The following is a 16,553-nucleotide window of genomic DNA, read 5'->3' as shown; positions in this document are numbered from 1 at the left end:
TGAATCCCAACTAGCTACGAGCGGGGAAGATTTCCGTGGCACAGGACGTGCTCACCGACCTGCACAAGGTCCGCAACATCGGCATCATGGCCCACATCGATGCCGGTAAGACGACGACTACCGAACGCATCCTCTTCTACACCGGTATCACCTACAAGATCGGTGAGGTGCACGACGGCGCCGCCACCATGGACTGGATGGCGCAGGAGCAGGAACGCGGCATCACCATCACGTCGGCCGCGACGACCTGTTTCTGGAAAGACAACCAGATCAACATCATCGACACCCCCGGCCACGTGGACTTCACGGTCGAGGTCGAGCGCTCGCTGCGCGTCCTCGACGGCGCCGTCGCGGTGTTCGATGGCAAGGAAGGCGTCGAGCCGCAGTCCGAGCAGGTGTGGCGCCAGGCCGACAAGTACGACGTCCCGCGCATCTGCTTCGTCAACAAGATGGACAAGCTGGGCGCCGACTTCTACTTCACCGTCCAGACCATCAAGGACCGCCTGGGCGCGAAGCCGCTGGTCATCCAGCTGCCGATCGGCGCCGAGGACACCTTCGAGGGCATCGTCGACCTGGTCGAGAACAATGCCAAGGTCTGGCGGGGCGAGACCAAGCTCGGTGAGCAGTACGAGGTCGTCGAGATCCCGGCCGATCTGAAGGACCGCGCCGAGCAGTACCGTCAGGAGCTGCTCGAGACCGTCGCCGAGTCCGATGAGGCCCTGCTGGAGAAGTTCTTCGGCGGCGAGGAGCTCTCGGTCGAGGAGATCAAGGGCGCCATCCGCAAGATGACCGTGAACTCGGAGCTCTACCCCGTGCTCTGCGGTTCGGCGTTCAAGAACAAGGGCGTGCAGCCCATGCTCGACGCCGTCATCGACTACCTGCCTTCCCCGCTGGACGTCGAGTCCGTGCACGGTCACGTGCCGGGCAAGGAGGACGAGGTCCTCACCCGCAAGCCGAGCTCGGACGAGCCGTTCGCGGCGCTGGCGTTCAAGATCGCCACCCACCCGTTCTTCGGCAAGCTGACCTACGTCCGGGTGTACTCGGGCAAGGTCGACTCCGGCGCCCAGGTCATCAACGCGACCAAGGGCAAGAAGGAGCGTCTGGGCAAGCTGTTCCAGATGCACTCCAACAAGGAGAACCCGGTTGCCGAGGGTGTGGCCGGCCACATCTACGCGGTCATCGGCCTGAAGGACACCACCACGGGTGACACCCTGTGCGATCCGCAGAACCAGATCGTGCTCGAGTCCATGACCTTCCCGGACCCGGTCATCGAGGTGGCCATCGAGCCGAAGACCAAGGCCGACCAGGAGAAGCTGGGCACCGCGATCCAGAAGTTCGCGGAAGAGGACCCCACCTTCAATGTGAAGCTGGACCAGGAGACCGGCCAGACCGTCATCGGCGGTATGGGCGAGCTGCAGCTCGACATCTACGTGGACCGCATGAAGCGCGAGTTCAAGGTCGAGGCCAACATCGGCAAGCCGCAGGTGGCGTACCGCGAGACCATCACCAAGAAGGTCGAGAAGCTCGAGTACACCCACAAGAAGCAGACCGGTGGCTCGGGTCAGTTCGCCCGCGTGATCATCGCCCTGGAGCCCTTTGTGGGCGAGGACGGCGCGACGTACGAGTTCGAGAACAAGGTCACCGGTGGCCGCGTTCCGCGTGAGTACATCCCGTCGGTCGACGCCGGTGCGCAGGATGCCATGCAGTACGGTGTTCTCGCCGGATTCCCGCTGGTCAACATGAAGGTCTCGCTGCTCGACGGCGCCTACCACGAGGTCGACTCCTCGGAAATGGCGTTCAAGATCGCCGGCGCGATGGCCCTCAAGGAAGCGGCCCGCAAGGCCGGTCCGGTGATCCTCGAGCCGCTCATGGCGGTCGAGGTCATCACGCCCGAGGACTACATGGGCGAAGTGATCGGCGACCTGAACTCCCGCCGTGGCCAGATCCAGGCCATGGAGGAACGCAGTGGTGCCCGTGTCGTCAAGGCGCTGGTTCCGCTCTCGGAGATGTTCGGCTACATCGGTGACCTGCGGTCGAAGACCCAGGGCCGAGCGAACTTCTCGATGGTGTTCCATTCGTACGCCGAGGTTCCGGCCAACGTGTCGAAGGAAATCATCGCCAAGGCGACCGGCGAGTAGTTCGCTGCCGGGGCGGGTTTGCGAGAATCCGCCCCGAGTCGGTCGTCTGAACGACCCCTGTTATAACAACCGCACTGCTGCAAAAGCACGCACAACTAGTCCAGGAGGACCACAGTGGCGAAGGCGAAGTTCGAGCGGACGAAGCCCCACGTCAACATCGGCACCATTGGTCACGTCGACCACGGCAAGACCACGCTGACTGCCGCGATCACCAAGGTGCTGGCTGACACCTACCCGGACGTGAACGCCGCGTTCGCGTTCGACCAGATCGACAAGGCGCCGGAGGAGAAGGCTCGTGGTATCACGATCAACATCTCCCACGTCGAGTACCAGACCGAGAAGCGCCACTACGCGCACGTCGACGCCCCCGGTCACGCGGACTACATCAAGAACATGATCACCGGTGCCGCCCAGATGGACGGCGCGATCCTGGTCGTGGCCGCCACCGACGGCCCGATGCCGCAGACCCGTGAGCACGTGCTGCTCGCCCGCCAGGTCGGCGTGCCCTACATCCTGGTCGCGCTGAACAAGTCCGACATGGTCGACGACGAGGAAATCCTCGAGCTCGTCGAGATGGAGGTCCGCGAGCTGCTGGCTTCGCAGGAGTTCGACGAGGATGCCCCCGTCGTGCGCGTCTCCGGCCTGAAGGCGCTCGAGGGCGACCCGAAGTGGACCCAGTCCGTGCTGGAGCTCATGAACGCCGTCGACGAGTCGATCCCGGACCCGGTCCGTGAGACCGACAAGCCGTTCCTGATGCCGATCGAGGACGTCTTCACGATCACCGGTCGTGGCACCGTCGTCACCGGTCGTATCGAGCGCGGTGTGATCAACGTGAACGAGGAAGTCGAGATCGTCGGCATCCGCGAGAAGTCGCAGAAGACCACCATCACCGGTGTCGAGATGTTCCGCAAGCTGCTGGACCAGGGCCAGGCGGGCGACAACGTCGGTCTGCTGGTTCGTGGTCTGAAGCGTGACGACGTCGAGCGTGGTCAGGTCGTCGTGAAGCCGGGCACCACCACCCCGCACACCGAGTTCGAGGGCCAGGCGTACATCCTGTCGAAGGACGAGGGCGGCCGCCACACCCCGTTCTTCAACAACTACCGCCCGCAGTTCTACTTCCGTACCACCGACGTGACCGGCGTCGTGACCCTCCCCGAGGGCACCGAGATGGTCATGCCGGGCGACAACACCGAGATGAGCGTCAAGCTCATCCAGCCGGTCGCCATGGACGAGGGCCTGCGTTTCGCGATCCGTGAGGGTGGCCGCACCGTCGGTGCCGGTCGCGTCACCAAGATCATCAAGTGATTTCCCGAAATCACTGGTGATTCTCTGAATCGCTGACGAACGGCGTCGCTCCGAAAGGAGCGGCGCCGTTTGCGTTTCGGATGGCGAAAGGGCCGTTCCCGCTGTGGGAACGGCCCTTTCGCCGTGTTCGGAGATCCGCGCGTCAGGATATGGTGAGCCGGTCCGCGGCCGTGGCGCCGAGGAGGCGGCCGGATTCGAAAGTGGCTGCGGCGGTGGGGAGTTGGGCGGCGCGGCCGGAGGCGAGGACGTGGACGGTGCCGGTGCTGGTGCCGGCGGTGGGGCGCTCGAGGGCGTCCATGCGGCGCAGGGTTTGGCCGGCGACGGCTTCGGCGCTGTCGAAGACGCGGACGCCCGGGGGGAGGGCGGTGAGGATGTCGTCCAGGACGAGGGGGTAGTGGGTGCAGCCGAGGACGATGCCCTCGGTGTCGGCGGGGGTGCGGGCGGCGGCGTCGGCGATGGCGTCGGCGATGACGGGGAGGTCGCCGCGGTCGATGGCGTCGGCCAGGCCGTGGCAGGCGACGCCGGTGATGTCGGCGTCGCCGCCGAAGCGGGCGATGAGGTCGGCCTGGTAGGCGCTGGCGGTGGTGGCCGCCGTCGCCCAGACCGCCACCTTCCGGCAGGCCGCCGCGGCGGGTTTGATGGCGGGCACGGTGCCGATGACCGGCACGCCGGGGCCGACCATGGTGCGGACGTGTTCGAGGGCCTGCACGCTGGCGGTATTGCAGGGCAGCACAATGACTTCCGCACCCTCGCCCAGCGCGAGGCGCGCGATGTCCAGTACCCGGTCGATGACCCACTGCTCGGGCTTGGGCCCCCACGGCGCGCCGTCGGGGTCATTGAGCAGCAGCAGGTCGAGATCGGGCCGCAGCTTCCGCAACCAGGCGGCCGTGGGGAGCAGCCCCAGTCCGGAGTCGATGAGCGCGACGATCACACCCTGCACGGTAGTGAAGGAACCGCCTCCACCGCGAACCGCGGGTCGAAAAACCGCGTGGGCGTGGCGCAGCCGACCGCGGTGGAGAGTCTCGGCCGACCGCGGTGGAAAGCCTCAGCCGACCGTCGCAGAGGGGTGCAGGGTCGCGGCGAGCTGGGCGCGGGCCTTCATGACCTTGCCCGCCATACCCGCGCCGACGACCGCGACGAGTTCGCCGCCGCGCAGGTAGCGGGCGAGGAATTTGCGCCCCTTGTCCTCGACGATCTGCACCTCGTCGGCGAGCGCCGGGATGCCGAGCACCTGGATCTTCATGTCGTACTGGTCGCTCCACACGTAGGGCACCTGCACCTCGGTGGACCGGTCCGCGCCCAACAGCGCGGCAGCCAGCAGCTGGGCCTGCTCACCGGCATTGGTCCAGTGTTCGACCCGCTTGTTCCGGCCGCTCGCGTGCGGCCAGGCGGCCACGTCGCCGACCGCCCAGACGCCCGGGACGCCGGTGCGTCCGGTGTCGTCGGCGAGCACGCCGCCGCCCTCGGCAGGCGCGGCCAGCGGGATACCGGAGTCGTCGAGCCAGTCGGTGACGGGCACCGATCCGATGCCGATGACCACCAGGTCGGCGTCGATCACGCTGCCGTCGGTCAGCTGCACGCCGCGGACCGAGTCCTCCTCGGTGACAAGCGATTCCACGCCGATCCCGCACCGCAGTTCGACGCCCTCGGTTTCGTGGAGCCGTGCCACCAGCGCGCCGACCTGTTCGCCGAGTGCGGCGAACAGCGGAGTGGGCTGGGGCTCGACGATGGTCACCGTGAGTCCGCGGGATCGGAAGCTGGCGGCCAGTTCGCAGCCGATGAAGCCCGCGCCGACGATGACGGCCTTGCGTGCGCTGCCGAGGTGTTCGCGCAGGGCGTGGGCGTCGGAGTGCGAGCGCAGCACGTGGACGCCGGAGACCTCGGGCAGACCCGGGATTCGACGCGGCCGCAAACCTGTGGCGATCACGAGGGCGTCGTATCCGACTTCGCTGCCGTCGGAGAGCCGGACCCGCCGGGCGGCGGTGTCGACACCGGTGGCGCCGACTCCCAGCCGCAGCCGGATGTGCTGTTCGGTGAAGAATTCCGCGGGCCGCAGGGCGGTGTCGTCGGTTTCGCCGCGCACATACTGTTTGGACAGCGGCGGCCGGTCGTAGGGCGCGCGGTTCTCGTCGCCCAGCAGGGTGAGTTCGCCGGTGTAACCCCCACGTCGCAGCTCTTCGGCCGTGCGCAGTCCCGCGAGGCCGGCGCCGACAATTAGAACGTGTTCTACCGAGTGCGACATGCGCCAACCATAGCGGTTCGCGAGGTCGCGTACCGACGTGTCGACCGTCACACCCGAGATGCGGCCCAATCGTATCCGGGCATTTATTGATCGGGCGGTCAATCAGGAATACAACGGGATCAGAACATATTCCCTGGCCTTTCAAAGGAGGCATTCCATGTTCACCGTGAGTCGCGCGGAGCAGGCCATGACGGTCGTGCTCGGCGCCATCGCCGCGCTGTCCCCGATCTGGGTGGCGCACAGCAACCGCGCACTGTGGACCCTCGTGGTGCTCGGCGTGCTGGTCGCACTCGCGGGCCTGGCGCAGATCGCGCAAATGGCGACCGGCATGGTCGGCTACGCGATCGGCGTGCTGGGCGTCCTGATGTTCATCTCCCCGTGGGTGATGAACTTCCACTCCTACAGCGGCGCTTCCTGGGTCGCGTGGATCGTGGGTGCGTTGACGGTCGTGGTCGCGCTGGCGGAGATGCCCGAGGTGTCGGGCCGCTTCGGCGCTGCGGCGCATCACTGACCGATTCGCGGCGTGCCGGCCTCGGCTCTCCGCGATCACGGGTGCACAGCCCTCGTGACCGTGGGAGACGCAGCGAGGTCGGCGCGTCCGCGCGTTATGCTTGTCGTCTACGTCCGCCGACCGGTGGCGGCCGCCTCCGCGTCGAAGCGTGAGGAGGAAGTCGAGCAGTGCCCACATCACGCAAGGCGGAATCGGATTCGCCGCGCACAGCAGAGTCTGAACTGCTGCGCAATGTGGGACCCGCGCCCCGCCGGGTGGGGCGTCGTCGCAGCAAGAAGATCGACGGTGACGCTCGCCAACTCATCCTGGATGCCGCCGAAAGGCTTTTCGCGGCCAACGGATTCGACGCGACTCCCACGGCGTCCATCGCCGAGACGGCCGGGGTGCCCAAGGGCCTGGTCTTCTACTACTTCCCGACCAAGGGCGCGATTCTGTCGGCGCTCATGGCCGAGCGGGTCCCCTCGCAGCCGCTGGACGATATCGATTCGGTGGTCGTGCCGGGTGATCCGGCCAAGAGCCTGGTCAATATGGATGCCGCGCTGAATCTGCGCGAGAACAATTCCTCGGTGCTGCGGGTGATCATGTGGCGCGAGGCCGATACCCACCCGGATGTGCGGAAACAGTTGCGCCGCATGCGGGATCAGCTGCTGGACGCGACGGCGCGGGTGCTGGCGGCGAGCGCGCCGGCCCCGGTGCAGCCGGGGACATTGCGGGCATGTGCGGCGGCGTGGGTGTCGGCGATGCTGGCCATCGCGAGCACGGATCGGTTGCACGCCCTGGACGGGGTGCCGCTGCCGACGGCCGACGAGATTCTGAATGTGGCGCAGGTCGTGGCGGCGGGCATGACCCACCTGGGTTGAGCCGGCGGGAATCCGGAGCGACCGCAGCATGGTTGCTGGCGTGTCGCTGCTTCTTCTGAAGAACTCCCGAACCACAGTCGATGTGGGGTAATCGTCCGATTCCCACTGTGAAGTGCGTGGAAGACCTGATGAATGCCAAGTTGTTGCTGCGTGGTTGCGGAATCCTGGTGGCGGGTCTGGTTCTCGCGGGCTGACGCCCGCGGCGCACGCGGATCCGATCTACCCCGCGCCCGATCCGGACCCGTTCTACGCGCAGCCCGCCGATATCGCCGACACGATCCGGGCGACGTGCTGGCGGTGCGGCCCATGCCGCCGCTGCCGATGTTTCCCGAGACCACGGTCACGATGGTGAAATTCCGGTCCACGAGTTCCGAGGGCGGTCCGATCGCGGCGGTCACCACGGTGCTCACCCATCGGGCTGGAGCGGGAGTATCCGGACCGGTTGCCGATCAGCACCCAGATGAACGCGGCCGGCCGGGCCACGCGCAATGCCATGGCCAATGGCTGCACCAACGAGATCATGGCGATCGGCGCCGGGCACAGTGCGCGCGAATTCGCCGCCGGCACCTCGCTGATCGACGATCCGGCGGTCATGTCGGTGCTGCGGGAGAAACAGCCTGGAACTGTACGACGGGGTGCCGAATACGCCCATCTTCGAATGGCATTCGCCGAGTGATCCGCTGATTCCGGTGGACGCCATCGTGAATACCGATCTTCGCTACTGCGCGGCCGGGGTGCGACTGGACATGGATATGAATCCGTCCCCGGAACATCTGTCGGCTGTGGTGCTGGGACTGCCCGCCGCTCTGTGGTGGATCGACGCGCGGCTGCGCGGCGAACCCGCTCCGAGCAACTGCTGAGCGGCGTCAACACCCCAATACCGTTGATCGTGAGCCGGTTTCGCGGTGCCCGCGCTCTGCCCGGTCCCGGCCCGAGTCGCACCCGTTCCCGCGGGCCGGTAAGAATGTCGGCCATGGATGCCGATTTCACCACCGGCCCGGGGGATTCGCGCCCCGCGCGTCAGCCGGGCTACCGACTCACCCATCCCGATACCCCGTCACCGGGCACGGCGCCGAACCCGGTGCTGACCGGAATCGACACCGGCAGCCACGCCGGCCCGGGCCGAAACGGCCAGGATCAGGCGGTGCAGTGGTCGACCGCGCCGGTAACCTTGCGCGCCACACCGGAACCCGATGCGCTGCCGCGCCGGATCGCCCCCGATCTGCCGCAGCGCACCGCGGACCCGGAGGCGGTGGCTGCCCGGCTCGCCGCCGACGGCGAGCCGTTCTCGGCGCGGATCACCACCGACAGCGCACCGCTCGCGATGCCCGCCACCAATGGCGAGCCCTTCGCCGCGCGACCCGCCACCAACGGGTCGCCCTACGCCCGATCCATGTCCGACAGCGGATCGTTCATCAGTGCCGCCCTCGACAGTGAGCTCTACGCGGCGGCGCCCGTGGCGGACAACGAGACGATCGCCGTGCGCCCCGCGACCAATGGCTCGCCGTTCGCGGCCCATTCCGGCGTGCACGAGGATGTTTTCGCGGCGAGCCGGCCCGCCGACCTCGAGGCCCCCACCGGTCGCCGGCACGCGCCGGACCCAGAGCCGCCGGCCCGGCTGGAGAGCCCTGCCAGGGTGGAGAGCCCTGCCCGCATGGAAAGCCTCGAGGCCGTCGCGGCCTCGCTGCGGGAGACCGCGCCCGATTCGCTGCCCCAGCCCGCGCGTCCGGCGAGCGTCAAGTCCCGGCGGCGCGCTGCCCCGGAACCCGCTGTGGCGCATTCTGATTCGACCACGGCCGAGCCCAAGGCCGGAGCCGAGTTCCGGACCGGCGACGCCAGCATCGATCTGCACCACATCATGCGGCTGCTGGTGGCCAGCCACGATCTGGACGTGGCCGCGGCGGCGGTCGAATCCGGCGAGATCACCGTCGCCGAAATGGCCGACGTCGCGCGGCGCACCCGCACGGCGGCCGTGGAATTGGTGGCGGCCTGGTATGGCGGAGCGGATCACATGCGGAAATTCGGCGAGGTGCTGTTACAGGCCGCGGCTGAAACCGCTTGATATAGATCTAGGATTCGATCGACAGTCTCTCCGGCTCACGGACGCAGGAGGCGCGATGAGCGGAACCGGCGTGCCGTCGAAAACCCTGACGGCGGCCGCGGTGCAGGCGGAATTGGCGGCCCTCGCCGATCCGGCCGACGCGGCGCATCTGCAGCGGTTCTTCAAAACCGGGCCGGGTGAGTACGGAGAAGGGGATGTATTCATCGGCGTCCGGGTTCCGCAGACCCGGAAGGCGGTGAAACAATTTGCCGGCCTGCCGCTTTCGGAGATCGATCTGTTGCTCGACAGTCCGGTGCACGAGCACCGGCTGGCCGGATTGGTGATTCTGAACGGCGAAATGGCCGGGGCCACACGCAAACGCGGGGGTGGGACACACAATCGCAGCGGTGACGCGGTGCGGCAGCGGGAGATCGTCGATCTGTATGTGGCGGCCGTGCGCCGCGGGCGGGTGAACAACTGGGATCTGGTGGATTCCTCGGCGGAGTTCATTCTCGGCCCGTGGCTGTTCGAACGTCCCCGCGCGCTGCTCGGCGAATTCGCATCGGGGGATTCGCTCTGGGAGCGGCGGGTGGCCTTGCTGACCACATTCGCGTTCATCAAGCAGGGCGATACCGTGACCACGCTCGAACTCTGCGAGCGCCTGCTCTCCGATCGCCGTGATCTGATCCAGAAGGCGGTGGGCTGGATGCTGCGGGAGATCGGCAAGCGGGTGGATTCCGCGATTCTCACCGGATTTCTGGACGCGCACGCGGCGGATATGGGCCGTACCGCATTGAGTTACGCGACCGAGCATCTCGCTCCCGAACAGCGTGCGACCTACCGCGCGCGGCGGTGATTCGCGGCGAAACGGGCCCAGCAGGTGACGCTGCCAGATTGCTGTGACGAACCACTCGGCCGGTTCGCGCCGAGTGTTCATCCTGTGTTCAGTTTGCGTTTACTTGGCGAGATCAGTCTGTGATCAGTCGGTGAAGGCCGATACCAGCTCGAAATGAGCCGGTGACTACCACGCAGAGACCGCCGCCTTCGGCGGGAGCGTGACTGAACGGGTGATAGCTGGGAAATGTCCCAAATCCCGTTCCGCCACTTGCACATCACAACCCATGCAGTGCATCGGCGAGTCCCTCCGGGTGCCCGCCGTGGTGAGCTCTGCGCCTGTAATCACCATGATCAAACGAAACCTGTTCGCCCAGCCCGTCAAGACCATCACCGGCGCCGCCGCCGCGGCCCTGGCCGTCTCGGCCGTGATCGCCGCCGGTCCGGCCGGCGCCGACGTCAACGGGGTCCCGCCCCAGTTCCAGGCCACCGCCCAGCAGGTCCAGCAGCAGGCCACCCAGCTCGACAACGGCCTCCCCGCTGCGCAGCAGGACCAGGTCCGCCAGGTCGTCCAGGGCCTCCCGGCCCCGTTCAACCAGGTCCTCCCCCCGGTCTTCGGCAACGACCTGAACGGCTGGATCCAGAATGCCCTCTTCGTCATGGGCCAGCACGGCATCCCCGGCAGCTACGACGGCATCTTCCGCAATATCCAGCGTGAGTCGGGTGGCAACCCGCAGGCCATCAACCTGTACGACTCCAACGCCGCCGCGGGCATCCCGTCCAAGGGCCTGATGCAGGTGATCGATCCCACCTTCCAGGCGTACCACGTCGATGGAACCTCCTGGGACATCTACGACCCGGTCGCCAACATCACCGCCGCCTGCAACTACGCGGCGCACCGCTACGGCTCCATCGACAACGTCTTCTCCGCGTACTAGGGAGCACCGGCTTCCGGTGGCTCTCCGGGGTTCAGTGTCGCACCCTGAATAAGAATGTGGCCGCCGCGTTTCGACGCGGCGGCCACATTTCGCTTTCGGCGGGCTCGTCAGAACTGGATCTTCAGGTGATCCGTCACCGGGCGGGCCTGGCAGCCGAGGATGTAGCCGTTGGCGATGTCCTCGGGGTCGAGGATTTCGGCGTTTTCCATTTCGACTTCGCCTTCGAGGACGGTGCAGGCGCAGGAGCCGCATTCGCCTTCGAGGCAGGAGTAGGGGACGTCGAGGCCCTTGGAGAGCATGATGTCGACCAGGGTTTGGCTGCGGGGCCAGGTCATCTCGTGGGTTTCGCCGTCGAGTTCGACCTCGACGCTGGCGGCGTCGGCGGCCTCCTCGGCGGTGATCTCGGTCGGGGCGACCTCCGCGAAGGGGTCACCGGAGAGCGAGTTGAAGACCTCGGCGTGGGTGCGGTTGCGGGGCATGCCGAGCTGGCCGAGGGCGTCGTGGACGCGGTCCATGAACGGCTTGGGGCCGCACATGAACGCCTCGTGGGCGACGTAGGGCGCGACCAGGGCCGCGAAGGCGTCGGCGGTGGGCAGGCCCTGCAGGTGCTCGAGCCAGTGGATCACGACCAGCCGCTGCGGGTGCTTGTCGGCCAGCTCCCGCAGTTCCCGGGCGAAGATGACCGAGTCGTGGTCGCGGTTGGCGTAGACGACCACGATGCGGCCGTTGCCGCGGGCCAGCGCCGACTTGAGGATGGACATCACAGGGGTGATGCCGCTGCCGGCCGCGAACAGCAGCAGGTCCTCGTCGAGGTTCTTGGGGGTGAAGACGCCCGAGGGCGGCAGCACCTCGAGCGAGTCGCCGGCTTTCACGTTGTCGCACACCCAGTTCGACGCGTAGCCGTCGACGGTGCGCTTGATGGTCACCTTGGGCTTGTCGTCGGTGTGCGGCGAGCTGGCCAGCGAGTAGCAGCGGGCGACGGACCCGGTGAGGTCGCTGGGGATGCGCAGGGTCAGGAACTGACCCGGCTGGTAGGTGAAGCGCTCACGCAGGTCCTCGGGCACGTCGAATACCAGCGAGCAGGAGTCGGCCGTCTCGTTGATGACCGCGGAGACCCGCAGCACGGCCGATCGCGAGCTGTGCGGTACGTCGACGGTGGTCATAGTGTCCTCTCGAACCCGGCGGTGCTGGGCAGCCGGTGCAGTCTACCTAAACTAGAACGTGTTCTAGTTTGACTATACGTGCCCGTCCCGCTGCCGGACAAGCTGAGCTTCCAGGCCCGCGATCAGCACGTCCATCGAGAAGTCGTAGGAGTACTTGCCGCGCAGATCCGCCAGGTGTCTGGTGGCGCGTTCCACCGCCTCCGGAAGCACCCGGTCCAGCAGACCCGCCCGGTCGCGCGGGTTCACCTTCGAGCGCCCGAACAGATAGGTGTGGATGGTGGCATAGGCGGAGAGCACATTGCGCTCGTCGAAACCGGCGTCGAAGAGGATTTCCATGATGGCGGCGATCAGGTCCAGCTGTTTGCCGAGCATCTGCTCGATCAACACGTCGCCGAGACCCGGGTGCTTGCGCAATTTCTCGTCGATCTGGTCGATCAGATCCCGCAATCGCATTTGCCACGTACCGAATTCGGGTGGCGGCTTGCGCACGCCGGTGAGGGCGGCGGTGGCGACCAGATCGAGTAGCTCGCGCTTGTCGGCCACGTAGTAATAGGGGGCCATCGGCGAAACTCCGAGTTCGCGGGAGAGCCGTCGCATGGACAGCTTCTCCACACCGTCCTGCCGGACCACCCGCAGGGCGGCCTCGACGATCTCGGATTCCGAGAGGGTGTTACCGCCCCCGCCTGTCTGCATGCGCCCGACTCCCATACCGCCTCGACCACCACGGGCACGGATTTCCGTCCCCGACCTGTTCAACTCCCGATTTTCCTCCCGCAGTGTAGAGCGCTCCCCGCATCACCCGTCGAGCTACGGTCCGATGCGTGGACAAGGCCGAATCCAGCCCCGAGATCCCCATTCGTCGACAACCTGCCGACCGTCACCCAAGAGGTTCGCGGCCGTCTCGATTCTGGACTGCGGCTTGATAGACCTCCGCCTCGGAGTGGGAGAGCGAACGGCTCCATAGATCTGCGCCTTGGCGGAGCGGAGGAGGGAAGAATCGAGACCTCAGGGCCGCGAACCCTGCCCGGAGCGAAGCGGTGGGCAATTAAACACCGCGCGCCAATCATCATTGCCAGTGGTTGGCTGACTTAGCATTCGGGAATGCGCCATGATCGCCTTCCCGATGGTTTCGGGGTGCGAATCGATCCCAGGGTGCGCACTTATTCCGGTGGACGGCTCCTGGTCGGCGGCACGCCGACGAGGTTGCTGCGGCTCGCCCCGGAAGCTGCGGCCTTGATCGGTGACGGGTACCTCGAGGTGACCGACCCCGCGTCGGCTCGGGTTGCCAGACGTCTTCTCGATTCCGGCGTCGCGAATCCGCGCCCGCGGCTGCTGCCGTCGCTGGAGGACGTCACCGTGATCGTCCCGGTGCACAACAATGCTCCCGAGCTGTCCCGGCTGCTGTCGGCGCTGCGGGGCCACACGGTGATCGTGGTGGACGATGGCTCGGATCAGCCGGTGCGGATTCCGGATGCCAGAAGCCGCTGCCGGATCACCGTGCTGCGCCGCGATCGCCGGTACGGGGCGGCTGCCGCCCGCAATTTCGGATTGCGGGCCGCGGCAACCGAATTCGTGGCCTTCCTGGACCCGGACGTGGTGCCCCGCACCGGCTGGCTGGAGGTCATGCTCGGGCACTTCAGCGATCCCAAGGTGGCGCTGGTGGCCCCGCGCATCCTGGCCATGGATCCGGATTCCACCCTGCTGGCCCGCTACGAGCACACCCGCGGCTCGGTGCATCGCGGCCGGCGCGAGTCGGCGGTGCACGCGCACGGCCCGGTGCCGTACGTGCCGAGTTCGGCGGTGCTGGTGCGCCGGCTGGCGCTGCTCGGCGAGGGCGGGTTCGACGAGACCATGGCGGCGGGCGGCGATGTCGACCTGTGCTGGCGGCTGGACCGCGCGGGCTGGCGGTTGCGCTACGAACCGGCCGCCCGGGTGGCGCACAGCAATCCGGTGTCGCTGCGAAAGTGGTTCGCCCACAAGGTCACCCACGGGACCGGCGTGGCGCCGCTGGCCCAGCGGCATCCGGGCCTGGCCGCGCCGCTGTCGCTACCGATCTGGACCGCGGTGTCCGCCGTGTTATTGGCCACGATGTCGCGCTGGGGTGTGTTCGGCGGTCTGCTGACCCTGACCGCGACCCTGGTCCGACTACGCCGGGTCTTCGCCGGACTGGACAATCCGACCCGGGTGGCGGCCATCTATATGACGCGTGGTTTCACCGGCGGCGTCTGGCGTCTGGCGACGGCCATGTGCAGGCATTACTGGCCGATCACGCTGCTGGGCATGCTCTGCTCGCGGCGGGTCCGTCATATCGCGTTCACCCTGGCCATGGCCGAGGGCCTGGCGGACTGGTTCACCCACCGGGAGTCGGGCAGCCTGGACCCCGTGCGGTACGTGCTGTGCCGGCGGCTGGACGATGTCGCCTACGGGGCGGGTCTGTGGTGGGGTGCGGCCCGCATTCGCAGCGCGGCGGCCCTGAAGCCGACCCTGCCGACGAGCTGAGTCCGACGCTGCTCCCGGGCTGCTGGAAGCTGTGGGCGAAGCGGTCGAGGTCGGTCGGGTCGATGGCTTCCAGGGACCCACTCTGGCACAGTGCTGGGCTGTCCGGCAGCGCATCGGACGAACTAGCCGACTGCGAAAAGTGGAGCGCCGCAATCTGATTCGCCGAAGCAGCCAGCACATTCAGATACAAACGCTGTAGGTTCGCGGCCGCCCCGATTCAGGACCGACGGAGCGCAGGAGGGAAGAATCGGGGTCACGAGGACCGCGAACAGCCGGAGGCGCACAGCGAGGCAAATAGACGCAGCTCACATTTCGTGAAGCGCCCGTTGCGTGTGACCTGCCGGACAAACGTCCGGCTTCCGCCTTGGGGTCTTCGGTGCGCCGGTACTCTTTGGGGCGGAAAGAAAGGCAAATGGTCAGCAATCTCGCAGGTGGTGGGCAACCCAACCACGGCGTCGAACCGGGCAGTCAACTCGGGGCGCTCGAAACATATGCCGCCCAGGCACACGGATATCTCAGTGTGGGCGGGGATCAACTGGGGCAGTTGCCCGGCCTGCTGCGGCCGATGGTGCTCGAGTCATGGCTGCGCAGTCTGCGCGGCGGCGTCGATCCGGTGGACGACGGAGACGGTCGTGGCCTGCGCGGCACCGACCTCGAGCGCTACCGTGACGCGCATCCGATCGCCTCGGTCATGCCGTTGGTGGACAAGCTATTACTGCGCGACGCGACCAGCACCGGGTTGATCGTGGTGGTGGCCGACCAGTTCGGCCGCGTGCTCTCGGTGCACGGCAATGCCGATCGGGTGCAGGCGGCCGCGGAGGCGGGCCTGCGCGAGGGCAATGACCTGAGCGAACGCCGGGTGGGCACCAATGCGGTGGGCCTGGTGGTGCGCACCGGCCGCGCGGCCTGGATCCACGGGCCGGAGCATTTCCTGCATCGCATGCACCAGATCACCGGAGCCGCGGCGCCGGTGCACGATCCGGACGGCCGCCTGGTGGGCGTGCTGATGATCGCCGGCGGGGTGCGGGTGGCGCGCCCGGAGATCCTGGCGCTGGTGAAGGCGGCCGCGACGGCCGCGGAGATGGATCTGCTGCTGGCCGCGGTCCGTTCGGGTCAGGATCGCCGCTCGAATGCCGATGCGCCGGCGCCGGAGCGGCTGGGCCTGGAGGTGCTCGGGCTGGGGCAGCCGCAGTTGACGGTGGCGGGGGAGCGAGTCCCCTTGTCGCAGCGGCATGCCGAGATCCTGCTGCTGCTGGCCGAGCACACCGAGGGCCTGTCGGCCGATCACCTGGCGCTGCTGCTGGACGATGCCGATCTGGACAACGCCACCATTCGCGCGGCCATGTCGCGTTTGCGTTCGGTGGTCGGGTCGAATGTGTTCGGCTCGCGTCCCTATCGACTACGCGTTCCGATCGCCACGGATGTGGAGGCGCTGCGCGCCGCGCTGGATTCCGGGGATGTGGATTCGGCGGTGCGGCTTTACGCGGGTCCGGCGCTGCCGCGTTCCACGGCGCCTGGAGTTATAGACATTCGCGATGAATTGCGAGTGCGTCTGCGCACCGCTGTATTACGTTCCGGCGACGCTTCGGTCTTGAGCCGGTGGACATCCGGTGCCGAGGGCCGTGACGATGCGGCCGCGTGGGCGGCCTATCGCGCCACGGTCGATCGTGAGTCCCCGCTGTATGCGCAGATCGAGGCCAAGATTCGCGTGCTGGATCGGCGGATGGGCGCCGATGCAACGCAGTTGCAACGTTTCGACTCATAGTCTCCACATCCGAAAGTGCGGTCGGTCACACCGCCGCCTTGTCATGTGGTCGTACCCACATTCATCGCGTTCGCAGCGCGAGGCCGTCGGCCAACTAGACGATCGTCCAACTTTTTTTCGGGAAAAAGTTCCTTTTTATTGTGTAAACGCCTAGTGTCCACATGCATGAACGGCATCCCTGTGATGCAGGTGACAGTTGGAGGAGATCGGCAGCAGGACACCCGCGGATGCGATGACCCGGAGGCACTCGCATCCCG

General features: G+C 67.2%; 13 protein-coding genes and 1 pseudogene. 10 read left to right on the top strand and 4 right to left on the bottom strand.

Annotated features, from left to right (window positions below):
- Positions 1-35 precede the first annotated feature (35 nt).
- A complete protein-coding gene (gene fusA / locus ACQP1O_RS39440; protein WP_433563382.1) occupies positions 36-2,138 on the top strand; it encodes an elongation factor G in 2,103 nt (700 codons plus the stop codon).
- Positions 2,139-2,252: 114 nt separating this feature from the next.
- A complete protein-coding gene (tuf, locus tag ACQP1O_RS39435) occupies positions 2,253-3,443 on the top strand; it encodes an elongation factor Tu (RefSeq protein WP_354836484.1) in 1,191 nt (396 codons plus the stop codon).
- 142 nt (positions 3,444-3,585) lie between these two features.
- Here tuf and ACQP1O_RS39430 read toward each other — a convergent pair whose 3' ends face one another.
- Together ACQP1O_RS39430 and ACQP1O_RS39425 are read right to left on the bottom strand one after the other, a co-directional pair.
- The gene (locus tag ACQP1O_RS39430; RefSeq protein ID WP_433563381.1) at positions 3,586-4,374 is read right to left on the bottom strand and encodes a glutamate racemase; all 789 of its coding nucleotides are present in this window, start codon (positions 4,372-4,374) and stop codon (positions 3,586-3,588) included.
- Between the two features lie 114 nt (positions 4,375-4,488).
- Entirely contained in the window at positions 4,489-5,685 is a 1,197-nt protein-coding gene (locus ACQP1O_RS39425; protein ID WP_433563380.1) for an NAD(P)/FAD-dependent oxidoreductase, read from the bottom strand.
- Positions 5,686-5,842: 157 nt separating this feature from the next.
- Between ACQP1O_RS39425 and ACQP1O_RS39420 the strand changes: the two genes are divergently transcribed.
- The 6 genes and pseudogenes from ACQP1O_RS39420 (at position 5,843) to ACQP1O_RS39395 (ending at position 10,869) form a co-directional block, all read left to right on the top strand.
- On the top strand, positions 5,843-6,196 hold the full coding sequence (locus ACQP1O_RS39420) for an SPW repeat protein (protein ID WP_433563379.1): 354 nt from the start codon (positions 5,843-5,845) through the stop codon (positions 6,194-6,196).
- Positions 6,197-6,429: 233 nt separating this feature from the next.
- Positions 6,430-7,056 carry a TetR/AcrR family transcriptional regulator gene (locus ACQP1O_RS39415; RefSeq protein ID WP_433567944.1) on the top strand — a complete coding sequence of 209 codons (627 nt, stop codon included), beginning with the start codon at positions 6,430-6,432 and terminating at the stop codon, positions 7,054-7,056.
- 412 nt (positions 7,057-7,468) lie between these two features.
- Positions 7,469-7,916 (top strand): annotated as a pseudogene (locus ACQP1O_RS39410) (lipase family protein); the annotation flags it as partial.
- A 113-nt stretch (positions 7,917-8,029) separates the two neighbouring features.
- Positions 8,030-9,118: a hypothetical protein gene (locus tag ACQP1O_RS39405; RefSeq protein WP_433563378.1), complete on the top strand. Its 1,089-nt coding sequence runs from the start codon at positions 8,030-8,032 to the stop codon at positions 9,116-9,118.
- 55 nt (positions 9,119-9,173) lie between these two features.
- Positions 9,174-9,953 carry a DNA alkylation repair protein gene (locus ACQP1O_RS39400; RefSeq protein ID WP_433563377.1) on the top strand — a complete coding sequence of 260 codons (780 nt, stop codon included), beginning with the start codon at positions 9,174-9,176 and terminating at the stop codon, positions 9,951-9,953.
- A gap of 328 nt (positions 9,954-10,281) precedes the next feature.
- Positions 10,282-10,869 (top strand): transglycosylase SLT domain-containing protein, encoded by a 588-nt coding sequence (locus ACQP1O_RS39395; protein ID WP_433563376.1) that lies wholly within the window; start codon positions 10,282-10,284, stop codon positions 10,867-10,869.
- Positions 10,870-10,976: 107 nt separating this feature from the next.
- Here the strand turns inward: ACQP1O_RS39395 and ACQP1O_RS39390 are convergent, their stop codons facing one another.
- Both ACQP1O_RS39390 and mftR2 read right to left on the bottom strand, forming a co-directional pair.
- On the bottom strand, positions 10,977-12,032 hold the full coding sequence (locus ACQP1O_RS39390; protein WP_433563375.1) for a 2Fe-2S iron-sulfur cluster-binding protein: 1,056 nt from the start codon (positions 12,030-12,032) through the stop codon (positions 10,977-10,979).
- 72 nt (positions 12,033-12,104) lie between these two features.
- Positions 12,105-12,725, bottom strand: coding sequence for a mycofactocin system transcriptional regulator MftR2 (mftR2, locus tag ACQP1O_RS39385; RefSeq protein ID WP_433563374.1), 621 nt, complete (start codon positions 12,723-12,725; stop codon positions 12,105-12,107).
- Positions 12,726-13,133: 408 nt separating this feature from the next.
- Between mftR2 and mftF the strand changes: the two genes are divergently transcribed.
- Together mftF and ACQP1O_RS39375 are read left to right on the top strand one after the other, a co-directional pair.
- On the top strand, positions 13,134-14,531 hold the full coding sequence (mftF, locus tag ACQP1O_RS39380) for a mycofactocin biosynthesis glycosyltransferase MftF (protein ID WP_433563373.1): 1,398 nt from the start codon (positions 13,134-13,136) through the stop codon (positions 14,529-14,531).
- A gap of 412 nt (positions 14,532-14,943) precedes the next feature.
- Positions 14,944-16,296, top strand: coding sequence for a GAF domain-containing protein (locus ACQP1O_RS39375; RefSeq protein WP_433563372.1), 1,353 nt, complete (start codon positions 14,944-14,946; stop codon positions 16,294-16,296).
- The last annotated feature ends 257 nt before the right edge of the window (positions 16,297-16,553 follow it).

This window comes from Nocardia sp. CA-151230, assembly GCF_050942175.1.
In the GTDB taxonomy this organism is placed as follows: Bacteria; Actinomycetota; Actinomycetes; order Mycobacteriales; family Mycobacteriaceae; genus Nocardia.
The sequence above is the reverse complement of the archived record's forward strand: the minus strand, read 5'-3'. Positions and strand labels throughout refer to the sequence as shown.